General features: G+C 71.6%; 22 protein-coding genes. 14 read left to right on the plus strand and 8 right to left on the minus strand.

Annotated elements, in window-relative coordinates; genetic code table 11:
- Positions 1-21 precede the first annotated feature (21 nt).
- The 4 genes from DVS28_RS14185 (at position 22) to DVS28_RS14200 (ending at position 2733) form a co-directional block, all read left to right on the plus strand.
- Positions 22-498, plus strand: a complete 477-nt coding sequence (locus DVS28_RS14185) for an Lrp/AsnC family transcriptional regulator (RefSeq protein WP_114592032.1) — start codon at positions 22-24, stop codon at positions 496-498.
- A 100-nt stretch (positions 499-598) separates the two neighbouring features.
- A complete protein-coding gene (locus DVS28_RS14190; RefSeq protein ID WP_114592033.1) occupies positions 599-841 on the plus strand; it encodes a hypothetical protein in 243 nt (80 codons plus the stop codon).
- Between the two features lie 60 nt (positions 842-901).
- Positions 902-1510, plus strand: a complete 609-nt coding sequence (locus DVS28_RS14195; protein ID WP_216826038.1) for an IMPACT family protein — start codon at positions 902-904, stop codon at positions 1508-1510.
- A 128-nt stretch (positions 1511-1638) separates the two neighbouring features.
- A complete protein-coding gene (locus DVS28_RS14200; protein ID WP_114592034.1) occupies positions 1639-2733 on the plus strand; it encodes a DUF3048 domain-containing protein in 1095 nt (364 codons plus the stop codon).
- A gap of 28 nt (positions 2734-2761) precedes the next feature.
- On the opposite strand, the gene DVS28_RS14205 is transcribed toward DVS28_RS14200, so the two are convergent.
- Positions 2762-3988 (minus strand): saccharopine dehydrogenase family protein, encoded by a 1227-nt coding sequence (locus DVS28_RS14205; protein ID WP_114592035.1) that lies wholly within the window; start codon positions 3986-3988, stop codon positions 2762-2764.
- Between the two features lie 149 nt (positions 3989-4137).
- Between DVS28_RS14205 and DVS28_RS14210 the strand changes: the two genes are divergently transcribed.
- The gene (locus DVS28_RS14210; RefSeq protein ID WP_114592036.1) at positions 4138-4740 is read left to right on the plus strand and encodes an ATP-binding protein; all 603 of its coding nucleotides are present in this window, start codon (positions 4138-4140) and stop codon (positions 4738-4740) included.
- Positions 4741-4746: 6 nt separating this feature from the next.
- Here the strand turns inward: DVS28_RS14210 and DVS28_RS14215 are convergent, their stop codons facing one another.
- Genes DVS28_RS14215 through DVS28_RS14225 form a run of 3 tightly spaced genes read right to left on the minus strand, consistent with a single transcriptional unit; the run spans position 4747 to position 6567 of the window.
- A complete protein-coding gene (locus tag DVS28_RS14215) occupies positions 4747-5673 on the minus strand; it encodes an RluA family pseudouridine synthase (RefSeq protein ID WP_114592037.1) in 927 nt (308 codons plus the stop codon).
- A complete protein-coding gene (gene lspA / locus DVS28_RS14220) occupies positions 5666-6310 on the minus strand; it encodes a signal peptidase II (RefSeq protein WP_114592038.1) in 645 nt (214 codons plus the stop codon). The genes DVS28_RS14215 and lspA overlap by 8 nt, the downstream gene beginning before the upstream one ends.
- 50 nt (positions 6311-6360) lie before the next feature.
- A complete protein-coding gene (locus DVS28_RS14225; protein WP_164710536.1) occupies positions 6361-6567 on the minus strand; it encodes a hypothetical protein in 207 nt (68 codons plus the stop codon).
- 270 nt (positions 6568-6837) lie between these two features.
- Between DVS28_RS14225 and DVS28_RS14230 the strand changes: the two genes are divergently transcribed.
- Positions 6838-12534: a putative Ig domain-containing protein gene (locus DVS28_RS14230; protein WP_114592040.1), complete on the plus strand. Its 5697-nt coding sequence runs from the start codon at positions 6838-6840 to the stop codon at positions 12532-12534.
- Between the two features lie 206 nt (positions 12535-12740).
- A complete protein-coding gene (locus tag DVS28_RS14235) occupies positions 12741-14234 on the plus strand; it encodes an ATP-binding protein (protein WP_114592041.1) in 1494 nt (497 codons plus the stop codon).
- Between the two features lie 62 nt (positions 14235-14296).
- Here the strand turns inward: DVS28_RS14235 and DVS28_RS14240 are convergent, their stop codons facing one another.
- The gene (locus DVS28_RS14240; protein ID WP_114592042.1) at positions 14297-14701 is read right to left on the minus strand and encodes a hypothetical protein; all 405 of its coding nucleotides are present in this window, start codon (positions 14699-14701) and stop codon (positions 14297-14299) included.
- Between the two features lie 203 nt (positions 14702-14904).
- On the opposite strand from DVS28_RS14240, the gene DVS28_RS14245 reads away from it, so the two are divergent.
- Positions 14905-16089: an Rv1352/Rv1906c domain-containing protein gene (locus tag DVS28_RS14245; RefSeq protein WP_114592043.1), complete on the plus strand. Its 1185-nt coding sequence runs from the start codon at positions 14905-14907 to the stop codon at positions 16087-16089.
- Positions 16090-16196: 107 nt separating this feature from the next.
- Here DVS28_RS14245 and DVS28_RS14250 read toward each other — a convergent pair whose 3' ends face one another.
- Positions 16197-16730, minus strand: coding sequence for a hypothetical protein (locus DVS28_RS14250; RefSeq protein ID WP_114592044.1), 534 nt, complete (start codon positions 16728-16730; stop codon positions 16197-16199).
- A gap of 238 nt (positions 16731-16968) precedes the next feature.
- On the opposite strand from DVS28_RS14250, the gene DVS28_RS14255 reads away from it, so the two are divergent.
- The 6 genes from DVS28_RS14255 to DVS28_RS14285 all read left to right on the plus strand — a co-directional run bounded on the left by DVS28_RS14255 (position 16969) and on the right by DVS28_RS14285 (position 21295).
- The gene (locus tag DVS28_RS14255; protein WP_164710537.1) at positions 16969-17694 is read left to right on the plus strand and encodes a hypothetical protein; all 726 of its coding nucleotides are present in this window, start codon (positions 16969-16971) and stop codon (positions 17692-17694) included.
- Positions 17691-18200 carry a hypothetical protein gene (locus tag DVS28_RS14260; RefSeq protein ID WP_114592046.1) on the plus strand — a complete coding sequence of 170 codons (510 nt, stop codon included), beginning with the start codon at positions 17691-17693 and terminating at the stop codon, positions 18198-18200. The genes DVS28_RS14255 and DVS28_RS14260 overlap by 4 nt, the downstream gene beginning before the upstream one ends.
- Before the next feature lie 648 nt (positions 18201-18848).
- Positions 18849-19367, plus strand: coding sequence for a hypothetical protein (locus DVS28_RS14270; RefSeq protein WP_114592048.1), 519 nt, complete (start codon positions 18849-18851; stop codon positions 19365-19367).
- A gap of 76 nt (positions 19368-19443) precedes the next feature.
- Positions 19444-20046, plus strand: a complete 603-nt coding sequence (locus tag DVS28_RS14275) for a hypothetical protein (protein WP_164710538.1) — start codon at positions 19444-19446, stop codon at positions 20044-20046.
- Positions 20047-20155: 109 nt separating this feature from the next.
- Positions 20156-20650, plus strand: a complete 495-nt coding sequence (locus DVS28_RS14280; protein WP_114592050.1) for an RNA polymerase sigma factor — start codon at positions 20156-20158, stop codon at positions 20648-20650.
- A 9-nt stretch (positions 20651-20659) separates the two neighbouring features.
- Positions 20660-21295, plus strand: a complete 636-nt coding sequence (locus DVS28_RS14285; RefSeq protein WP_114592051.1) for a hypothetical protein — start codon at positions 20660-20662, stop codon at positions 21293-21295.
- Positions 21296-21329: 34 nt separating this feature from the next.
- On the opposite strand, the gene DVS28_RS14290 is transcribed toward DVS28_RS14285, so the two are convergent.
- Both DVS28_RS14290 and DVS28_RS14295 read right to left on the minus strand, forming a co-directional pair.
- On the minus strand, positions 21330-21779 hold the full coding sequence (locus DVS28_RS14290) for a hypothetical protein (RefSeq protein ID WP_114592052.1): 450 nt from the start codon (positions 21777-21779) through the stop codon (positions 21330-21332).
- A 205-nt stretch (positions 21780-21984) separates the two neighbouring features.
- Positions 21985-22272, minus strand: a complete 288-nt coding sequence (locus DVS28_RS14295) for a hypothetical protein (RefSeq protein WP_114592053.1) — start codon at positions 22270-22272, stop codon at positions 21985-21987.
- Between the last annotated feature and the right edge of the window lie 214 nt (positions 22273-22486).

The raw sequence follows: 22486 nt of genomic DNA on the forward strand, positions 1-22486 counted from the left end.
AGTTCACGGTATGTTCGACCCATGCGCGATCTCGATCGAACTGACTTCGACCTGCTGGCCCTCCTGCAGAACGATGCACGGACGCCGAACAAGGAGTTGGCCCGTCGGGTCGGACTGGCCCCGTCCACGTGCCTCGGCCGGGTGCGGCACCTGGAGGAACGTGGGGCCTTCGAGGGGTTCCATGCCCGCGTCGACCCGCACGTCCTCGGGGTGGGCCTGCAGGCGCTGGTGGGCGTCAGGTTGACCCAGCACACCCGCGACGTCGTCGAGGCCTTCCAGCAGCACGCCGACGCCCTGCGGGAGGTGGTCGGGGTGTGGCACGTGTCCGGCGCGAGGGACTTCCTGGTCCATGTCGTGCTGCGGGATGCCGACCACCTGCGCGACTTCACCATGGACGCGTTCACGTCGTGGCCCCACATCGACAGCATCGAGACGTCGATGGTCTTCAGCCACACCCGGCGGGCTGCGTGGCCGAACCTCCAGGAGCCCGAGTCCTGACCACGACCGGTTTCCGCTGTCCCTCCTCGGGTACCCGTCTGGTCGACTGCAACCCGCGACGACCGCACCGCACGACCGCACGTACGACCAGGAGTGACCCATGAGCGAACGACTCGATCCCGAACGACCGGCGGACGAGGACGTCGACGCCACCTATCCCGACGCCGACCAGCAGGAGGGCGTGCACCTGCTGGCCAACCAGGCCGCCGATCGGCTTGCCGACAGGGGCTTCACCCGGGAGCAGGTCTTCGAGTGGGCGGCCGCCTACGTCGAACGGGAGGGTGTCGGGACCGTCGACGGCCTGATCGCCTTCATCCGCCAGAAGGAGTCCAACGACACCTGACCGGTCCCTGCACCGCATGGCGGCCCCGGGTCGCCGCTGCCTCGTGTCACCATCCACGGGGTGTCGAACCACGAGATCACCGGCCTCGCCCGGCCCCTGACCCTCGAGGTCGATCGGATCAAGGGGTCCCGCTTCATCGGTGATGCGGCCCCGGTGGGCGACGACGACGCGGCCCTGGCCTTCGTGGCCAGCATCCGCGACCGCGAGCCGTCGGCGACCCATCACTGCTGGGCGTTTCGCCTGGCGGAGGGACGCGAACGGTCCAGCGACGACGGGGAACCGGGCGGGACGGCCGGTGCGCCGATCCTGCGGCGCATCGGTGGAGCGGGGCTGTCGGACGTGGTGGTCGTCGTGACGCGCTACTACGGGGGGACCAAGCTCGGGACCGGCGGGTTGGTTCGGGCCTACGGCGGGTGTGCCGGCGCGGTGCTGGACGCAGCGGACCGGGTCGTGCGTCCGCGCGTTGCGGTGTTCGTCATCGACCACCCCTACGACCTCTCCGGCCCGGTGGAGGGAGTGCTGGCCGGGCACGACGCCACCGTCACCGACGCCGACTACGGCGCAGCGGTACGGCTACGGGTGTCCCTGCCGCTGGCACGTGTCGACGGTTTCCCCGAGGCGCTGCTGGAGGCCACGGCCGGACGGGTCGAGGCGCATCCCGTCGGCTGAGCCGCCGCGCGAGGACCGGACGCACGTCCTTTCCGGTGCCGTGGCGACCTGAGGCAATATGGGAGCGCACCGGCGGGGTGCCATGACCGCTGGTTGTCCTGCCCTGTCCCCGAATCCTGGATGATCCGTTGCGCCTGCGACCACTCCTGACCCTGCTCCTGCTCGTTTCGCTCCTCGCCGCCTGCGGTGGGGGCGACCCCGAGGTCGAGGCGACCGAGACCCCCGTCGCCGAGGTCACCTCCGAGCCCGAGCCCGAACCCACCGAGGAGCCGACCAAGAAGCCGACTCCGGAGGCGACGGAGGAACCCGGTCCCGTGGCCCCGTTGACCGGGGAGGACATCGAGGACGAGGCCCTGTTCGACCTGTCCGTCGTCGCGGTCAAGATCGACAACGACATCGATGCGCGACCGCAGGTCGGTCTCGCCGACGCCGACGTCGTGATCGTCGAACCGATCGAGGGGCTGACGCGCCTCGTCGCCATCCTCCACTCCGACGGCAGCGGCGAGGTCGGTCCGGTCCGGAGCGGCCGACGGGTCGACCCCCAGCTGTTCGGGGCCTTCGAACCGATCTTCGCGTTCTCTGGAGCAGCCGGCCCCAACTACCCGGCCATCGACGGTGGGTTCTCCAACACCGTCGTCAACGACCGCAACCAGGCCGGCTGGCGTCGCGAGGGGACCCGCTCGGCACCGCACAACCTGTTCATCCCGCTGGAGACCATCCGCGAGCGGTTCCCCGACGCCACGGGTCCCGGCGCCACCCCGGTGTTCGCCTTCGACGAGGCCACCCCCGCGGGCGGCACGGCCACTGACGGGTTCACCGTCGACTACGGCCGGTTCCGCACCCAGAGCGGCTGGACGTGGTCCGACGACGGGTGGGTCCGCTCCCAGGACGGCACTCCCCACCTGTCGGGCGAACCGGACCGCAACGTCGAGGGTGCCCCGATCGTGGCCGCCAACGTCGTCGTGCTGACCGTCGAGACCACCGGCAGCCAGGCCGAACCCGTCGTCGTGCTCGGCGAGGGCCCCGCCCGCATCCATCGTGACGGGCAGGTCTTCGAGGGCACCTGGTCCAAGCCGACGGCCGAGGACCAGTACCGGTTCACGACCGCCGACGGCAGCGACCTGCCGCTCGCGCCCGGGGCGACGTGGCTGGAGATCCACCCGACCAGCGGCACCTACGTCCCCGGTGTGCCGGTCGTGGAGACCGACGCGACCGAGGGGTAGCCCGCGCGTCGGTCCCCGGCGGCGACGGTCAGTCCAGGACGGTGAACGTCACCCCGGCGGCGGCCGGCAGACGACGCAGCAAGCTGTCGCCCAGCGCCGCCCCGGGGGTCCAGTGCCCGCCGCCGACGGTCGCCTCGCCGGCGGCCAGGGCGAGGGCGGTCTCGCCCAGCATGCGCGAGGTGGCGCCGTAGCCGGGGTCGCGATCGCCGAGCACGCGGGTCCGCAGGGTCGTCCCCGACGCCGGGTCCTCCGCGACGAAGCGGACGTCGAAGAACCCCTTTTCCTGGGCGTCGGGTGAGGGGCCGGTCCCCGGGTCGGGGAGGACTCGCTCGAGCAGCTTGCGTGTGGGCGCTGCGGCCGAGAGCAGGCCGCCCACGACACCGCCGACCGACATCCCGACGCCGATGCCGGCAGCCGTCAGCGCACCGACCGGCCCGCTGCCGGTCAGCATCGCCTCGTCGTAGCGGAAGTCCGTCCCCCACGGGTGGCCGAGCAAGGCATGGGTCCGCCTGACCACCCGGGTGTTGACCGGCGACATGGGGAACGGCCCCGACCAGGCCCCGAAGTCGTCGTCGCGCTGGGGCAGCATCCGCTCGAGCCCGTCGGGCCCCTGCCGCTCCCCCACCGGGTTCAGGCCGTAGGGGTCACGCAGCAGGCTGCGCGTGTCGCTGTCGGTCACGGCCTCGCCGAGGATGTTGACCATGCTGGCGACCGTCCCGCCGCTCGCCGCCCCACGGGCCGCCTTGAGCCGCCCGTGCACGACCGCGGCGGGGGCACCGTGGCGGTCCTGCATGACCTGCTGGGTGAACACCACCCCGAGGTCGAAGGGGATGGAGTCGAACCCGCACGCGTGGAGTATCCGCGCCCCCGACGCCTCCGCGTCGGCCTGATGGGCGTCGATCATGCGCCGCATCCACTGCAGCTCACCGGTCAGGTCGCAGTAGTCGGTGCCCTCCTCGGCGCACGCGGCGACCAGGTCGGTGCCGTGCACGGCGTAGGGACCGACGGTGGTGCACACCACCCGGGTGTCGGCGGCCAGCGCCCGCATGACGTCGCGGTCGTGCGCATCGGCGACGACGATCGGCAGGTCCGGCATGCCGAGGTCGCTGGCCACGCCGTCCAGCGCGTCGCGGCGACGCCCGCCGAGGGCCCACCGCAGGTCGGCGGGGGCATGGTCGCGGATGTGGGCGGCGACGAGGCGGCCGGTGAATCCGGTGGCGCCCCACAGGACGAGGTCGTACGAACGGTCGGACACGGTGTCTCGCTCTCGGGTCGGGAGGCCACTAGGCTATCGACCGCACCATCCCGGGATCGCGCCCCGCCCCGTCGTCGCCGCCGCGTCGACCCGGCGCCCCCACCCGCCGCTGGACGGTGCGACGCCGAGGAGAAGGTCAGCTGCACGCCATGACCCCGTTCGTGGGGCGTCGACGGGAGGTCGACGCCCTCACCGCGCGTGCCGTTGCAGGACTCGACGGCGAGTCAGGCGTCGTCGTCGTGGCCGGCCCGCCCGGCATCGGCAAGTCGACGCTGGTCGATGTGGTGCTGGCGCCGCTGCGCAGCCGGGACCCGATCGAGGTGCGGCACGCCCACCCGGATGTGCCCGGGTGGGGGCTGGCCGCGCTGCGTGGCCTGATCCCTCCCGCGCTGGTTCCGCCCGCCCCGCACATCGTCGTGCTCGAGGACCTCGAGCGCCTGCCGTTGCCGGCGTTGCTGGCGCTGCCGGAGGCCGTCGAGGGGGTTCGCGCCGCTCGGCTGCTGGTCATCGCCCAGCTGTGCACGACCGAGGACACGCCCGCCGCCGTGCACCGGATGCTGGAGGATCCGCGCCTGGAGGTCACCCGGCTGCGTCCGCTGTCGTCGCGGGACGTCGAGGAGATGGTCGTCAGCGCCGGGCTCGGGGCGCCCGGAGGCCGGGTCAGCCGTGCCGTGCAACGGGCCACCGACGGCAACCCCGGCCTGGTGCGGGCCCTGGTCGACACGCTCGTCGCCGAGGGCGCCGCGAGCTGAGTCGGCCTATCCGGCGGCCCGCTGACGGGCGAGCTCGAGGTCGTCGGGCAGCGGCTCGGTGACCTCCACCCCTTCGCCCGTGATCGGGTGGGCGAACAACAGCCGCTTGGCGTGCAGCGCCTGGCGTTCCAGCCGCAGCCGTCGGCTCAGCACGGTGTTGGCGGCGTAGGCGATGTCGCCGGCGACGGGGCGACCCACCGCGCGCATGTGGACACGCACCTGGTGGGTGCGTCCGGTTTCGAGGGTCACCTCCAGCTCCGTGGTGTCGGTGACGGGGTGGTAGGTCTCGACCCGGTAGTGCGTGATGGCGTCCCGGCCGCCGTCGCCCGTGGTGAACGTCGTGCGGTTGCGGGGCGATCGCACGATGGGGGCGTCGATGCTGGCCTCGGCTGGGTCGGGCAGTCCCTCCACCAGCGCCCAGTAGGCCCGGTCGACGTCGTGGATGCGGAACATGGCCTTCAGGGCGAGCATGGCCTCGGGCGTCTTCGCCACGACCAGCAGACCGCTGGTGCCCCGGTCCAGCCGGTGCACGATCCCCGGCCGTTCGGGGTCCTCGCCCGGTGCGAGCGTCATGCCCTGGGCAAGCAACGCGTCGACGAGGGTCGGGCCCCGCACGCCGGCGCCCGCGTGCACGACCAGGTCAGCGGGTTTCGCGACGACCGCGAGGTGGTCGTCCTCCCAGCGGACAGGGACCTCCGGCGGTGGTGCGATGACCACCGGCGCGGGGGTGCCGATCGTGATCGTCTGCCCCGTCTCCGGCTTCATCGACTTGTTGGCCGGTTCGCCGTCCACCGTCACGAGGCCGGCGTCGATCAGGCGTTGGACGTGGGCCCGGGACTCACCGAGGAGGGCGGCGAGGGCCTTGTCCAGTCGCTGGCCCGCGTGGTCGGCACCGACGACGCGAGTGGTCGCGTCCTCCACCGGGTCAGGCATCGGTGCCGGGCGGCACCTGCACGGGGCGCTCGGCCTCGTCGGTCGGGGTGTCGGTCGGGGTGTCGGTCGGCGTGTCGGTCTCGGACTGGACGTCGGCCGCGTCGGGCTCGGCAGCGCCGCCGTGTCCGAGGGGCTCGAGCACGGCGGGTTCCTCCCTCGCCAGTCGTCGGTCCTCCAGCACCATGAGCACCGCGACGAGCATGGCCCCCACGGTGATGCCGATGTCGGCAACGTTGAAGACCGGGAAGTTCTGCAGGGGGGCGAAGTCGAGGTCGAGCATGTCGACCACCGCACCGTCCCGGAAGATGCGGTCCGCACCGTTGCCGATGGCGCCACCGACGACCAGTCCGTAGGCGGTTGCCAGGCCCAGGGACCTGGTCTGTGGCAGAGCCCGGATGACCAGCACCGTGACGATGATCGCGACGAGGACGAAGACCCAGGGCAGCCGCAGCGGGAGGGAGAACGCCCCGCCGGTGTTGCGGATCACCCGGAGCACCAGGGGGCCGAGGTCGTTGGGGACCTGCCCCTCGAGGCTGCGGACGGCAGCGATCTTGGTGGCCTGGTCGAGGACGATCCAGACGACCGCCACCACGAGGGTGGTGGCGTACACGAGCTTCGAGCGATCTGTTGCAGGCATGGGTGACTGCCGAGTGTGCCATGTCGTGGTGGTCGCTGGCCGCGGGGACGTCAGACGGGTTCCCGGTCACCGGCGGAGTCGGCGAACCAGTCGCGGATGGCCCGGCACGCGGCCTCGGGCGCGTCGTCCTGCCAGTAGTGGTTGGCCCCCTCGAGCAGGACGGTGCGGTGGTCGGCGAACGTCGCCTCCATCCGCCGCAGCACGGGGATGCCGAACGCCGCCGCCCACACCGCACCCGACCCCACCTGTCTGCACACGGACCCGCAGTGTGAGACGTGGTGAGAACCCGCTGCGCCCTCCTCCCCCACCCCCTGGCTCGACCACCCGGCATCCTCCAACCCGGGCCCTGCCACGCACCTCGCCGTCCCTGTAGCGGCCCGCCACCACGGGAACACCGGTGTTGGAATACCAGCTGCCGCCGGTTAGGTTCTGGCCCGGGGCGCGACCGCGTCCGAGAGGTCACACCGGGTGGGGGACAGATGTTGTCACGGGCCGTTTCCAGTCGCATCGGAGGCGCACTCGTCGTCGTGCTGCTCCTCACCGGGCTGACCGTCGGGGCACCCCCGGCCGTCGCCGAGGCCCAGGACCCCGACCCGGACCAGGTCACGATCGACTGGCTCCGCCAGTTCTTCGGCGTGACCACCGCCGACGCCTCCGATGACGACCTCGCTGCCATGCTCGACGGCCCCCAGGGCGACACGCTGCGGTTGTGGACGACGTCCGCACGGGTCGGCGCGACCCTCCACACCGGCGAGGACGCACTCCGAACCGCACTCCTCGGCGTGTCCTCCTACCAGCTGGCAACCATCACCGGCTACTTCGAGGACACCGCACTGGCCATCGGCGACGCCGTCCTCGAGGGCGTGATCGGCCACGCCGCCTCCTTCGGCAGCATCGTCGCCCGGCAGCTCCTCTCCGAGCTCGCCAGCGCCGAGGCACGGATCGACCACCTCGTCGACGTGTTCGTCGAGGTCGCCCTCAGCCAGGAACAACGCGCGGTCCTGGAGACCTACGCCTGGTACCGCCTCGGCGGCCGGGACCCCGCAGCCGCCTACGCCCAGGCCGGCGATGACCTCACCGCCGGGTTCGTCGCCAACGTCGCCGACGCACTGCAGACCACCGAGGCCGACTACGCACAGACGCTGGAGGCGGAGTACCAGCTGCTCCGCTTCACCCAGGACCAGCAGCTCGTCGCCGACCTCCACGCCACCATCGTCGGCTGGGCCGAACTCCTCCGCGCCCACGGCACCGCCGACCTCGTCGCCCTCGTCCCCAAGGGCCCGACCGCGCTCATGGTCGGCAACCGCGGCCCCATCGACCTCGTCGTCGAACACCACACCGCCGGAGGGGCCGTCACCACCGAACCGATCGGACCGGACAGCCCCGCGCTGCTGTCCCTCCCAGCCGCATGGGCACCCACCGACGAGGTCCGCATCCACGTCCAGGGCATCGGGACCCTCACCACCACCGTCAACGCGCTCACCACGTCACTTGCGGTCGGCCGCACCATCGTCGACGTCGACGACCGGACCGTCGAGGCCTCCACGTCATGGGCCACCCAGTCCGGCGACACCACCGACCTGGTGACCACGTGGGACTTCGATGACGGGACCACGACGACCGCCGGGGCACCGCAGGTCCCCACCACCCACACCTACGCCTGCCCCGGCAGCCACGACCTCCTCGGGCAGGTGACCGACGGGACAACGACCCGGACACTGTCGCACCGGATCACCATTGCCGACCCGTTCGACTTCGACGTCGTCGCCGACCGTGACTTCCCCATCCCACCCGACGTCGACGTGCAGTTCTCCCTCGACGGGCCCCTGCCCGCCGGCGCCACGGTCGACTGGACCGTCACCGACCACCCGGCCACGACCGGCCCGACGACGACCGCACGGTTCGCCTCCGCCGGCAGCGAGTACGTGACCGCGACCGTCACCGCCCCCGACGGCTGCGCGTACAGCCGGGCACGCTACGTCCCCGTCGACATCCCCGTCGTCCACCTCGCCCGGACGATCAGCAGGGACCTGCAGCTGCAGCCCTTCACCACCTACGTCGTCAACCCCGCCAACACGACCATCCCCGAAGGTGTCACCGTCACCGCCGGCGAGGGCACCGTCATCAAGGCCGACCGATACGACCTCCTGGTCGTCGACGGGACCCTCGACCTGCACGGCACCGCCACCCACCCCGTGGTCGCCACGAGCGTCGACGACGACTCCGCAGGCGGCGACATCGGCAACGACGGCCAGTCGACCACCATCGACCCGTGGTCGGGCATCCGCGTCAACGGAACCCTCACGGCCACGCACGCCCGGATCTCCCACGGCCCGGTCGCCGTCCACGGCACCGCCACGCTGGCCGGCGTCGAACTGACCGACACCGGCGTCGTCGTGGAGCTCGAGGACGGCAGCACCCTCGTCGGTACCGACCTCACGACCCCGGGGACCGTCCTGGCATCCGGTACCGGCACGACCGTCCACGTCGACGGCCTCGACCACACCGGCAGCGGCTACGCGCTGCAGCTGTCGCGTATCACCCACGGCCACGCGCACGACCTCACCACGACCTCGACGACCCCCATCTACCTAGGTCCCGGGAGCGCCGGGGTCGCCCTCACCGCCGTCGACGCCCCGGAAACGGCGGTCGTCCGCGTCGCCCACGGCACGTTCGCACAGGGGGTCACGACCCTCGGCGGGACCGACCTCCCCTACCTGTTCCTCCGCCAGAACAACTACGGACACACGCAGACGGTCCCGGCCGGCGGCCACCTGCAGCTCCTCCCCGGCGTCGACGTCCGCTTCGTGTCGTCGGGCCGGCTGACCGTCGAGGACGGCGGCCGACTCACACTCGGGGGCACGGCGTCCGCGCCGGTGTCGCTGGCCGCGGTCGACGGCAGCACGTGGTCCGGCCTCACCGCCCATGGGACCGTCGTCGCCCGCCATGCCGACCTGTCGGGCCCGAGCACCCTGATGGCCGTCCGCGGCGTCGCGGACATCCGCGACAGCACCCTCACCGGGACCGTCGTCGCCGAGTACGGCGGCCGTGTCACGATGGCCCGCTCGACCTCCTCCCACGGCGTGGTCACCGGGTCCGGCGCAGCATCGGTCGACCTGATCGACCACACCTACACCGAGACGGGCACCGCCGCGTCCCTCACCGTCGGAACGGCCTCCGTCGAGGGGCTGTCGGCTCCCGGCAGCCCCCATCCGATCACCCTCTCACCGATCACCGCCGGCACCAGACTCGTCGACATCGACGCCGCCGACGGCGCAGTCGTCCGCGTCGCCTACGGCACCTTCCCACAGGTGGTCACGACCCTCGGCGGGACCGACCTCCCCTACCTGTTCCTCCGCCAGAACAACAATGGGGCCACCCACACCGTCCCAGACGGCGCCGACCTCGCCGTCGAACCCGGCGTGGAGATCCGGTTCGTCCCCCTGGGACGGCTGACGGTCGCCGCCGGCGGCCGGCTCGCCCTCGACGGAACCGCCGCCGCGCCCGTGACCCTGGCCCCGGAGGCAACGGGCACATGGGCGGGCCTGACGATCGCCGGGACCCTCGACGCCACCCGGGCCCGCATCGACGGGGCCAGCCAGCACACCGTCACCGGCACCGCCACGTTCCGCCACTCCCACCTGCTGGACCGCATCACCGCATCCGGCAGCGGTAGCGTCGACGCGATCGAGAACTGGTGGGGCGCCGCCGACGGGCCCGCCCCGACCGGAACCGGCTCGCCGGTCTCGGCCGGGGTCGCCCACGAACCCTGGTGCGCCGACCCCGACTGCAACCAGCTGCTCCCGACGACCCCACTGGCCGTCGACACCACCACCCTCCCGGAGGCCTCCACCGGCCTCGTCTGGACCACGACCCTCACCGCCTCAGGCGGCACCCCGCCGTACGGATGGACCATCACCGACGGCCAGCTGCCCGACGGCATCGTCCTCGACCCCACGACCGGTGAACTGTCGGGACGACCCACGACCGCCGGCACCACCACCGTCGACGTGACCGTCACCGACACCGCACCCACGTCCGCGACCGCGACCCTGCAGGTCACGGTCGTGGAAGCCAACCACTTCCCGGCCGTCACCACCAACGGGCCGTGGACGGTGCCCGCCGGTGCGACGGTCGACCTGACCGCCACCGGCACCGATGCCGACGACGACCCGCTGGTGTTCACCTGGGACCTCGACGGCACCCAGCCGACCGGCTCGACCGTCACCTTCGACAGCACCGGCCGTGCCGTCGACGACCGAATACCGGTCTCTGTCGAGGCCTGCGACCCAGCCGGCGCCTGCACCGACACCACCTCCACGATCACCGTCGTCGCCCCCGTCACCATCACCGACACCACCCTCCCGGACGGCCGGACCGGGGAACCGTACGCCGCAACGCTGACCGCCGACGGTGGCCACCAGCCACACGTCTGGTCCGTCACCACCGGCCAGCTGCCCGCCGGCCTCGACCTCACCGACGACAGCACCCTCACCGGCACCCCGCTGACGGCCGGAACCCACCGGTTCGAAGTCACCGTGACCGACGCGACCGGCCTCCACGACACCGCCCCGACGGCCATCGTCCTCACGCCGCCACTCGGCACCCCCGGCGACCCGTACACCGTCGCGCTCCACGTCGACGGCGCCACCGGCTGCGACACCTGGGCCGTCACCGACGGCACCCTCCCACCGGGCCTCGCCCTGGACGCCGGCACGATCGAGGGCACCCCGACCGTCGGTGGGGACTGGCCGTTCGAGGTCACCTGCTCCGGCCCGGCCGGCACGACGACGGCAGCGTTCGTCATCACCGTCGCCCCCGACAGCACCCCGCCGACCGTCACCGGTACCCCCGACAGGACCCCCGATCCGTCCGGCTGGTACACCGGCCCGGTCACGATCACCTGGACGGCCACCGACGACTCCGGGGCGGCCGTCACACCCCCTCCGCCGGTGGTCGTGGACGGTGACGGGGCCGACCAGCAGGTCCGGTCCGAACCGGCCTGCGACCCGTCGGGCAACTGCACGCTCGGCAGCGTGGCGGTCTCGCTGGACGCGACCCCACCACAGGTCGACGTGACCGTCTCCCCAGCCGCCAACGATCGGGGCTGGCACACGACCGCACCGACGATCGGCCACGCCTGCCACGATGCCGTGTCGGGGGTCGAGACCTGCCCGGCGGACGTGACCGTCACCACCGACGGTGGCGGCCAGGAGGTCGTCACCGACGCCACCGACCGGGCAGGGAACACCACGACGACCGTCACGGCGGTCGCCGTCGACACCGTCCCACCGACCCTGGTCCTCACCGCCCACGACGACGGCGCCATCGTCCGTGACGTCGACGAGGTCCCGCCGTCGTGCGCCGCGACCGACACGACGTCGACGGTCGACGGGACCTGCCGGGTCACCGTCACCCGAACACCGGCCGACCCTGGGTCGGTCGACGTCGTCGCGGTCGCGACGGTCTCCGACGTCGCCGGGAACACCACGACGGAGACAAGGCGATGGACCGTCGTCACCGACGCCGACGCCCCCACGATCACGGCCGCGTTCGACCGGCAGCCGAACGGTGCCGGATGGCACGCCGCCACCCCGACGGTTGCGTTCCAGTGCGACGACCCGTCCGGTGTGACGACGTGTCCGGCCCCGCACGCCTTCGACGTCGACGGGCCCAACCAGTCGGTGGCGGTGGAGGCCACGGACCGATGGGGCAACACGGCAGCACTCGTCGTCTCGGGAGTCAACGTCGACACGACCCCGCCGACGGTGGTGTTCACCGGCGCCGAGGACACCTACACGGTCGCGGACCGCATCGAGATCGGGTGCGACGCCGACGACGCCACGTCCGGGGTCGCGGTGCTGGACTGCGAGGAGGTCGACACGCTCGCTGCTGTCCAGGGCCCCGGTCAGCACACCGTGACTGCCCGAGCTGTCGACACGGCCGGCCACGAGACCGTCGTGGAGCACACCTACACGGTCACTGTCCTGCCGGCCGACGTCGGTGACGTCGTCGACGTGTTCCTGGCCGCCGATGACCGGCCCGGCAACCAGGGGCAGGCGAACGCGCTCCGTGGCCACATCGACGCCGGCCGGTTCAGGCAGTTCGTCACCGCCGTGGAACGGCTGTGCTGCACCGATGCGGACCGTCCCCGCGGCAACCAACGGCTGGACCGCCGGCACGCGGACATCCTCATCGGTCTCGCGGTCGCCCTCGACGAGTGACCACCCGACATGGGCTAGTCAGCTGACGTTCCCGCGAGTCCTCGCCGGCACGCCGACGTACGGGTAGCCTGCTCCGATGTAGAGGCCCTCTCGTTCTCGTTGGGATGGGCCTCGGCGCCGGTTGCCGGGAGGAGGGCAGCCGGGTTGTCGTCCCTCGGTGCGCAGGACGACCTCGTCAGGGTTCGAGGGAACCGGAGCCGAAACAGGTGTCAGCACAGCACGACGTGGCCGTCCAGGCCCCCGGCAAGGCCGCGACAGCGCGTCGCGTGCCGCCGCTGCCGCTGTCCGGATGGGTGTGGCTGTCGGCCCTTTCGGCCATCGCGGTCGTGGCCGCCGCGGGGATCGGCGTCGGCCCGCTCGTCTGGCTGCCGTGGCTCGTCCCGGTGTTCCTCGCCGCACAGTTCCAGCTCGCCTGCAGGGAACGGGGTGTCGCCTACCTGTTGGAGGGCAACGTCGGCGTCCTCGTCCTCGCCGCGACCGCCATCGGCCCCGCCGGCGTGGCACTGGTCAGCATCCTCGGGCCGATCGACGCCAAGGAACTCCGTGGCCAGGGGCCGCTGCGACGGTCCGTCGCGAACCGGGTCGTGCGGGCCCTGACGGGCTGGACGGCCGCCTGGGTGGTCCTGGCCGGCGAGGCCTCCGGGCCGATGGTCCTCCCGGCCGCGCTGGTCGCCGCCGCAATCGTGGCCGAGGTCATGTCGATGGTCCTCATGGGGCTGACGATGTGGGCGTGCGGCGCCGCCCCCGCCGGCGCGATCGTGGACCTGCCGTCGTTGCGACGGGCATGGCTGTTCGCCCCCTGGCTGCTGTCGTTCGCCGTGGCCGCCGTCGCGGTCCTCGGCGACCTCCACGGCATCGTCGTCGTCGGCGCGGCGATCCTGTCGTGGGCGGTGTTCTGGATCGCGGGCCGGTCCTCGCAGATCCAGGAACTCGGCCGGGTCACCCTCGCGCTCCGCAAGGCCCCCATCGACGAGGTCGTCGAACAGCTCGACCGGGTCGTCTTCGTCGAGCCGCTGGTGGGTGACCGCACCACCCGACTGCAGGTCAGCCGGCTCCTGCAGGTGCTCCGCGAGTGGGACGACACCCGCGGACAGCTCGGCGCCGCGGAGGTCCTCAACGAACGGCTGGCGCAGGCGGCCGCCCGGGCCGACCAGCGGGAACGGCTCCGGTTGGGCCTGGCCCTGCACGACCAGGTGCTGCCGATGCTGACGCTCGCCAGCTGGGACGCCGACCGTCCCGACGCGGTCAGGGCGCACATCGGGACCGCCCAGGAGCTGCTTCGGGAGCTGCTGGCGGCACTCCATGCATCCGACGGGGCAGACCTCCGGGACCGGTTGGCCCTGCAGGTCGAGTCGCTCGGCCTGCAGGGCCGCACGACGATATGTGTGGCGGGGACGGGCCCGCCGGCGGACGAGTCGAGGATCATGGAGCTGGCAGCCGGCATGCTCGCCAACGCCGCGGCCTACACGACCGGACCGGTCCGGGTGTCGGTGGTGTTCCGCAACGGGCTGGTGCAGCTGGCGGTCGAGGACAGCGGACCCGGATGGGACGGGACCGTCGAACCGGGCCACGGGCTGGCGTTGCTGCGCGCCCGTGTCGAGTCGCTCTGCGGGACCCTGTCGGTCGTCACCGGCCCCGACCGGGGGACGACGGTCAGGATCCGGATCCCGACCGGCGGTGACGGCACCTCCGGCTGCTGACATGCCGGAACCGGCACCCCAAGGGGTGCCGGCTCGGTGGGCCCTGTGGCGGGGCGGGTGGTTCAGCCGTGGCCGCGGGCGATCGCGTCGGCCCGGGCACGCATCTCCTCGGCACGACGCATCCGCAGCTGGCGGTCGTACTCGACGAGGGCTTCCTCGGTGGAGGCCTCCAGCTGCTGCCGTTCGGTGTCGGTCACCGGACGCCAGTACCGCAGCTCGATGGTCACCGACGCCTCCGCGCCCTCGTGGCCGCGGTGGATCAGTGCGGACCAGTCGAGGGTGATGTCGCCCGGTGCGATCCCGTCGACGGTGACGACGTCGATGAGGTCCTCGGCGGTCGTCGCGACGAACTCGAGGTCCTCGCACTCGATCGACACCTGGCGTTCGGTCCCGTCGTTGCGGAGCGTCCACCGCTCCAGCTTGCCGTTGACGAGGACCCTGCGCAGCTCCTGCTCGTCGAACATCATGCTGTTCCCTTCCGTAGATGGCTTCCTGTGGTGGGGACCGTGACGGCCCGTCCGGACGGCACAAGCCCGCGAACGGACCGGTCGCGTCCGGCCGGTGTGGCGCCCGCGTGACGGGCGCCGTTTGTCCTGCGGGTTGCCGTCGGGTACAACCGGATGCCGGGTCGGACGCACGGGGTGACCGACGGGGTGACAGGGGAAGACGCATGTCCAGGACGATGATCGAACGTGCCGTCGCAGCGGCACTGGTGCTGCTGCTCGGATTCGTGGCGGTGCACAACTACCGGGTCGCGGGCCGGGAGGCCGACCGGCTCGCCGAGGCCCGGTCCACCTCGGCGGAGCTGGCGGAGGACCTGGCGGTGTCGACGGATCGGGCCGAGGGGCTGGCGACGACGGTGGCCGACCTCGAGGCGGACCTGTCGGCCACGGCAGACGAACTGGACGTGATGTCGTCGGAACGCGACGACCTGGAGGCCCGGGCGGAACGGCTCGTCGACGACGTGGCGGACCGGGCGATGGAGGTCCGGACCGCCAACCGGGAACGCGACGACGCGATCGCGGTCGCCCAGGACCTCCGCATCCGGTTCGACGGTGAACTCCGTGCGGAGGAACAGGCGCTCCACGGGGCAGCGGTCGCCGCAGACTGTGCGGCCACGGTCGAGGACGGCGAGGGCGCCCGGCCGTCCAGCGTCGGCTACCGGGACGTGTGGCTGGAGCTGTTCGAGCTCGACCGTCCCGGCTACGGCGAACAGGTCGCCGCGTGTGCGACGGCGGCGTTCGCCAACGGGGTCCTCGTCCCCGGCCGGTCGGTCGTCGGCGGGGAGGACCGGACACCGGGCGTGTACGTGCCGGTCGACGCGGCCAACGACGGGAACCCGTGCACGGTCACCCAGGAGCTCGTCCACACGTTCGAGGACGGCGACACCATCCGTTCCAGCCAGGAGGTCCAGTGGTTCGACGGCGGGGCGGAGGACGACATCGCCGACGATCCGTTGGCCGACAGCGCGTGGACGTCGTGGGGTGCCGAGGTGACGATCGGCCTGCCGATCGGGCCGGTCAACCTGTGGCAGGGGTCGACGGTGGAGCTGTCGGGCGGCTGCCCGGCGTTCGAGCGGACCGATGCGTCGCTGCCGACGGTGCCCGACCACACCGCCTACGGGGCCGACGAGATCGGCGAGTCGTTCGACCCGGTGTGCCATGCGCCGGAACCGTGCCTGCGGCCGGGGACCTACGGGACGTCGGGGACCGGGTCGAGCTGCTACTGGGAGGTCGTCCACCCGGTCACCGGCGACATCATCGACAACCACTTCGGGGCGTCGCAGACGCAGGTGACGCTGCGGGCCGGGACGAACTTCCGGGCCGAACGATGCGGCGACTGGGAACGCCGCTGACCGGACGACATGCCGTGCCCGCCGGACAGCCGAGCGGCGGCCGGTTGTGTCGGCCCGGGCGACGCTGACAGCACGTCCTCCACAAGCGACTGGAGGAACAGAATGTCCTACGACCTCACGAAGAAGCAGGACCGGCGCATGGCGCTGGACCGGGCGGTGAACCAGACGAGCGCGCTGACGCGTTCGATCCTGCTGGTGGCACTCGTCTCCAAGTACGAACTCGTCGTCACGCGACTCGTCGCGACCGTTCGACGGCACCGTGACGTCCGCGACCAGGTGCTCATCCGGTTGACGCCGTCGACGCGGACGCCGTCGTGGTCGCGGACGAGTGGCAGCCGTCCGGCACCGGCGGTCGGGTGGGCGGTCGCGGCAGCGCAGATCCACAGGGTCCCGTCGGCGTCGACGAGGAGTTTGCCTGGTCGGACCCAGCCGCGCTGTCCGGGCAGGAGGTCGTCGACGGGTACCGGACGGTCGGGTCCGGCCACGGTCGGCATCGGCCCCCGTCCGGCCGTCCCCCTGGCCGCCTCGGCTCCCGTGCCCGTCATGCCCATCGTGCCTGTCCGCGGTCCGGTGGTGGAGAGCTGCCGCAGGTGCGGGAGGAGCCACAGGAGGCTGCCGAGGACGACGACGTAGGCGAACACGTCGTCCGACGGTGAGGACCGACCATCCCTGGACAAGGAAGCCCCCGGCGCCCCCGACGGGCCCCGTTCCGGGCCGTTCGCCCGGCGCTTCGGCGTCGAACGGGCGTCGGCCCGGCCTCGCTGATACGCACACTGGCCGTCTTCTTCGGCGAGTCGCTCATGTTCACTTGACATTACGGCCGTCCCGGTCCAGATTGGCCATCGCGCCGTTGTGAAGAACTGACGGTATCGGTTGGCGGTGGCTGCCGCCACGAGCAAGGGGGTGAGGATGTTTCGACGTACTGTCACGTCCGTTCTCGGTGCTCAGTACGAGCTCCAGCATCGAGACAGGTTGCAGTTGGCCAGTTACAGTCACTGTTTCTACACGTGGGACGGCGTGACCGTTCCACTGCGGTCGACCGACCACATGACTGCATGGTTCACCGCAACCACAGTGCTGGGTGCCACATTCGACGAGGAATACGACCTCGGGGACGGAACCCTCTACTTGGGTTCCTACGCACATGTCGCATCCGACAACGGGGTCAACTACAGCAACCCGAGCGTGGCGCTGTGGTCGGGTGCCGACCGCGCCGTGTGGACGGAAACAGAGGTTCGCGACACGGCCTGGTTGGTGGGACTCTTCCAGCACCTGGAGCCGAAGATCATCGGGGAGACGGCGGTGGTCTCTGGCGCGGACCTCTCGATGGCCGAGGTCACCGACGAAGAGGTCCTCACCACGATCCTGTCTGGGCCGTGGCCAGGGAGCGACCGGATCCTGCGACTGTTCGACCTCGAGGCGTGGGCACCGACCTCACGCCGAGGAATGGACGCCGAAGCGGGGGAACTGTTCCGCCGCGGCGACGAGGCCGTCCTCAGGGGCGTCAACGCGATGGTGCAGGTGCGGGAAGCGGACTTCGGCAGCACAGGAAGCGTCGACTTCCTTCGCCGGTTCGGAGGACTTGACCGTGCGAGGGTCAGGTGAGCCCGGAAACGTCCTTCGCAGTCCTCACCTGGATGGCCATTGCGGTGCTGACCGCAGGCCTCGTGGGGTGCCTGCGTGCCCTCTCGGCACTGCGTGCGTCCGTCGAGGACCGCATGGGCACTCCCCGACGGCTGGCTGTCGGTGACACCATCCGCTTGCCAGCGGGACTTCTGTCCACTCGAACAGAGCGCCGCTGCGCCCTGCTGTTCGTGCGGGCGGGGTGCCGCAGCTGCGAGACCGCGCTCGAACGGCTGACACCCTGCATGGATGAGATGCCCGACGCCGAACTGCTGGTGCTCTGGCAGGGAGAACCCGATCCGCGCTGGCCGGGTGTCCCACAGGCCGCCGAGGCCTTCGAAGCGCTCAACGTCGGCGTCGTGCCGTTCTTCGCCCTGCTCGAGGGCAACCGGGTCATCGCCCGAGGCGGACTCGGCAGCCGTGAACTCCTCGACCGTGCCGTCGACGACCTGAAGGACCTGACCACACCAACGGAGGTATTCCAGTGACGACAACCACAGCACCTTCACCCACCATTGACGACCTGCCGGAATGGGACGGGCGATGGAAAGGGCAGCCGACGGTACAGATGACTCGCCGCAGGTTCGCTTCCAACGCACTCGTTGCCGGTGCCATAGGTGTTGGGGTGAGTGTCCTCAACGCGCTGGGAGGCCGGGCGCCTGCCGCACTGGCCCAGACATGCACCACCACCGGGTTGACCTATCTCAACAACTGTGGCGGCAGCAACTACTCCACGACCTGTTCGGACGGATGTCCACGATCTCCCGGTACGGACAGCAGTTGGTTCTGTTCCACGACGTCGTTCCGGTCACGACACCGTGCGTGCTCGGAACCCCGGTACGACCCGGGTTCCCAGCTCACCTACGGGTTCGCGATCAGGACCAACCAGTGCTACACGTCCACTGCCGACGGTTGGCTCTGGGAAGGGGTGGACAGCGGCGGCGACTGCGGGTGCGTCAACGTCAGGCAGTTCTCCTGCAACGACGGCTACTACCGGGTGGAGTTCCCCTACCTGGGAGCGTGGCACCCGTCGATCTGCCAGACGGCCCGATGCGTCTGACCGGAACGACGTCAGCGGATCCCGACTCGCGCATGCAGACTGTCGACGTCGGGCCAGAGCGGGGCTGGTTGCCGACATGCTGTCGGTGATCGCAGGGGCCGTGACCGTCCTGCTGCTCATATCGGCGTGGACGTCCAGTCCCGTCCTCCCGATCGATGACCACGTCCGCCATCGGCGGGCAGCGCTGGCCATCCGCAGCCTGGAGGCCACCTTGGCCCTGGTGCTCGCGGCGGCGCTCCACTTGGGCAGTACGGATCTGTTGCGTCTGGCGAGCGGCGCCGTGGGACTGCTCTTCGTCGGTTACACCGCCCACCAGCTCAAGGGAGCACGGGCAGGGTCGATGCAGTCCTGCGGCTGCACACCGTTCGAGGAGATCCCCAGCTTCCGGACGGCCCTGAGGGCGGCATCGGTCGTCGGCATGGCGGCGGCCCTGTCCACGATGCCGCCGACGGCCGCCCCATCCTCCCTGGAGTGGCTCATGGCGCTGGTGTTCGGCACGGCCCTGCTGTTCTGGCCGACTGGGTTCGGGATGGCCGATCAGGTCGTCCGGCGACTGGAGGTCGAACACCGGTGGGACGTGGCGTCCCGTGGCTGACACCTACTGGTTCCTCGCCTTCGGGCTCCTGGGGGGCCTCTCTGTCTCGGGGGCGATCTGAAACCGCAACGCAGCCATGGTGCTGCTGCCACCGGTCGGTGGCCGACGACAACAACGGATGGTCCGGCAGGCGATCGTGGCCTTCGCCGCCGGCAGTGTCCTCGGCGGACTCGTCTCTGCGTCCGGCCTGTTGGTCGTCGCGGGGTTGTTCTCCGAGCTCTTGACGGAGGCCCGTGTGGTCGTCCTGGGGATCACAGTGACTCTGGCTGTGGCCCTGCAGGCCGGCGTTGTGGGCGTGCGACTGCCGTCGCCCTCCCACATCATCCCGCAGACGACCTTCGGTCACGGGATGGTGTCCGGGATGCTGCGGTTCGGGTTCGAGCTCGGCCTGGGCTTCCGGACCCAGATCCCCACGGTTGCCCCGTACGTACTCGCGGCTGTCGTCGTGCTCGGCGGCACCGTCCCGTCGGTGGCTGCCCTCGCGTTCGGCTGGGGGATCGGCCGTGCAGCCGCGTTCTCGGGCCGCGCAGGGCTCGTGGTCCCCGACGCGGAGGACAGCCGACGAGAGGCCGTCCTCACCCGTTACGAGATGCGCATGGCGAGACTCGGGTCGACATCGGTGTGGGTCCTGCTCGTGGTCCTGCCGGTGTGGTGTGTCATGGTCCTCGTCACGGGGTGAGGCTGTGTCGGTCCATCCCGGCGTCACACGGTCGCGTGGTGACTTCCCACAGGCCCACCCGAAGATTCTCCGTCACGGCACGACACCCCCGGGCCTGTAGGTCCCGGAGATGCCCATGACCACACCGCCTGCATGCGAGTCGTTCCTGCGCGACGAGTACCCACGCCTCGTGGGGTTCCTTCGCCTGCAGTTCGGCGTCGACGCCGAGGACATCGCCCAGGACGCCGTCGTCAAGCTCATCGACCGCTGGGACCGACTCGACACCGACCAGCCGCCCCGCGCGTGGCTGTACACCGTTGCGTTGCGGGACGGTTACCGGCTCGGCCGCCGACTGCGACGGCTCACCGGCGCCCTTCCGCTGCTGGCACCACAGTCCGACACCGCGGACGTGGCCGAGGCGGCCGCTGCGACGCTGGACACCCGTCGGGTCCTGGCTGCCCTTCCGGAACGCCAGCGGGCGGCCGTGGTCCTCCGCTACTACTGCGACCTGCCGGCTGCCGTGGCCGCGCAGGTCCTCGGGACGACCGACGAGGCCGTCCGGGCCCTGTGCCATCGCGCCGTCGTTGCGCTGCGCCGTACCGATCTCGATCCCGTCGACCTGTAGGAGGACCCTGTGGAAGCCGACATCCGCCACCGCCTGGAGCAGGCCGCCGGCACCCCGGCCGAACTGGACCTGCGGACGGTCCTGGCCGCCCGCGACCGTCGCCACCGGACCCGCTGGGCGACCGTCGCGTCCCTCGTCGTCGTCGTTGCCGTCACGGGCGTCGCGACAGGGCTGCGGACCGCCGCCCCCGACCCGGCGGCCGTTGCCGACCTGCCAGCCGGTGTCGAGGTCGTCCATGACGGCCCCACACCGGACCTCACCCTCTCCCCGATCGTGGGCGACGGCGACCAGGAAGCCGCCGCGGCGGTGTGGCGGCAGTTCGGAATGGACGGGCAGCCGCCGGCCGTCCCGGACGGCCACGTGATCGGGTTCGTCCCGTTGTCGGCCGACTGCAGTGCCGCCGACATCGTCGGTGTCGAGGCCGTCCACACCCGACCGGTGACCTGGACGCTTGACGTGGCGGTCACGCCCGGCTGCGAACCCGTCGAGGACCCCCGACCCGCACCCGCTGTCCCGATGTCGGGAACCCGGACGCTGGTGGTCCTCGCGATGCCGTGGCCAGACGACCGGCCGGTCCCCGGCCCGATGGTACGCAGCGCCGATCAGCCGCGGCCGACCCCGTGGGCCAGGGCGGCACAGGACTGACACCACCCGAACGGGCGGCCCCGGGACGGTTGGGCTACAGGCCCCGCCAGGTGCGGAGGGCAACCCCGACGAGTTCGGTGGCGTCGGCCCGGTTCCAGAGGAGGCCGGACACGTCGGGCACGATCCTGGTCGTGAACGACCGGCCCCTGTCAGCTGCCGGCCGGCCGTGCGTCGCGGCCACCTCTGCGGCGATGGCCTCGGCGTCGTCGGGGGACACCAGGACGGCGGCGACGGGCCGGAGGGCGAGCTCGAACCCCTCGTTCCACATGGTCGTGTCGTGGCGGACCTCCAGGAGGGACCCGCGGCCGTGGACCGGGTCGCCGGTCCGGCCGTTCCACAGGGCACACACCGCACCGCGCAGCACCTTCGGCCACGACCCGTCGGTGACGGTTGCGGCAACGACGGCCGCATCGTGCGTGGTGCCGTCCACGACACGCCGGATCTCGGTGCCGTCGAGGCGGACGCTTGCCAGTTCGAGGGTCATGCCGATGACAGTGGTGCGCCGTGCCGTCCCGTCAACCGACGCCCGGCACTGTGGAGCCCGCCGGCCGCCGCCGATCACTCGATTTCGAGTGATTGTGGCCGTTCAGGTCCACAACCACTCATTTCTGCAGGGTCGTGGGTCGGGTGTCACGGCAGCCGGGATCGACGACGGACCCGCTGGTGCGGGTCCGTCGTGGGGTGGGCGTTCAGCGGTCGCCAGCGAGCTCGCAGTCGAGTCCTGCGCCGCGGTGCAGGTCCAGGACCATGCACGTCATCGGCCCGTCGGGCGTGTCGACCCGACAGTGGCGGATCGTCTCGACGCCGTCGTCGTAGATGGCGACGTGCGTGCAGTCGGCGTCGGGTACGCGCGACAGCTCCGCAGCCGGAGCAGGGCCTGGCGTGTGGAACGCAAGGAGCAGGGCGGCGAACACGACGACGAGGGCGGCGCCGCCGACCAGGTCGAACCACGAGAGCTGCTTGAAGATGTCGGACATGCGGGTCTCCTCCCGGTAGGTGCACCACGCGTTCGCGTGGTGTCTCCCGGAGGACCGTGGCGGCTGGGCAGTGGACGCCAACCGGACCTCCGCTGCTGCCACACGCCAGCCCCCGCGTCGAGTACGGAGTCCCCTTGCCAGGTGCCCGCCGGTGCGGCCCGATGGGTCGTGGCTTGCCTCCTTCCGGTGGCCCACCACGGGTGACGGCATCCTC

This window comes from Euzebya pacifica (assembly GCF_003344865.1).
Lineage (GTDB): Bacteria > Actinomycetota > Nitriliruptoria > Euzebyales > Euzebyaceae > Euzebya > Euzebya pacifica.

Coding starts and splice junctions, on each gene's coding strand:
- DVS28_RS14185 (WP_114592032.1), top strand. CDS start 22: ATGCGCGATCTCGATCGAACTGACTTCGACCTGCTGGCCCTCCTGCAG.
- DVS28_RS14190 (WP_114592033.1), top strand. CDS start 599: ATGAGCGAACGACTCGATCCCGAACGACCGGCGGACGAGGACGTCGAC.
- DVS28_RS14210 (WP_114592036.1), top strand. CDS start 4,138: ATGACCCCGTTCGTGGGGCGTCGACGGGAGGTCGACGCCCTCACCGCG.
- DVS28_RS14215 (WP_114592037.1), bottom strand. CDS start 5,673: ATGCCTGACCCGGTGGAGGACGCGACCACTCGCGTCGTCGGTGCCGAC.
- lspA (WP_114592038.1), bottom strand. CDS start 6,310: ATGCCTGCAACAGATCGCTCGAAGCTCGTGTACGCCACCACCCTCGTG.
- DVS28_RS14240 (WP_114592042.1), bottom strand. CDS start 14,701: ATGATGTTCGACGAGCAGGAGCTGCGCAGGGTCCTCGTCAACGGCAAG.
- DVS28_RS14245 (WP_114592043.1), top strand. CDS start 14,905: ATGTCCAGGACGATGATCGAACGTGCCGTCGCAGCGGCACTGGTGCTG.
- DVS28_RS14270 (WP_114592048.1), top strand. CDS start 18,849: ATGCTGTCGGTGATCGCAGGGGCCGTGACCGTCCTGCTGCTCATATCG.
- DVS28_RS14275 (WP_164710538.1), top strand. CDS start 19,444: ATGGTGCTGCTGCCACCGGTCGGTGGCCGACGACAACAACGGATGGTC.
- DVS28_RS14280 (WP_114592050.1), top strand. CDS start 20,156: ATGCCCATGACCACACCGCCTGCATGCGAGTCGTTCCTGCGCGACGAG.
- DVS28_RS14290 (WP_114592052.1), bottom strand. CDS start 21,779: ATGACCCTCGAACTGGCAAGCGTCCGCCTCGACGGCACCGAGATCCGG.
- DVS28_RS14295 (WP_114592053.1), bottom strand. CDS start 22,272: ATGTCCGACATCTTCAAGCAGCTCTCGTGGTTCGACCTGGTCGGCGGC.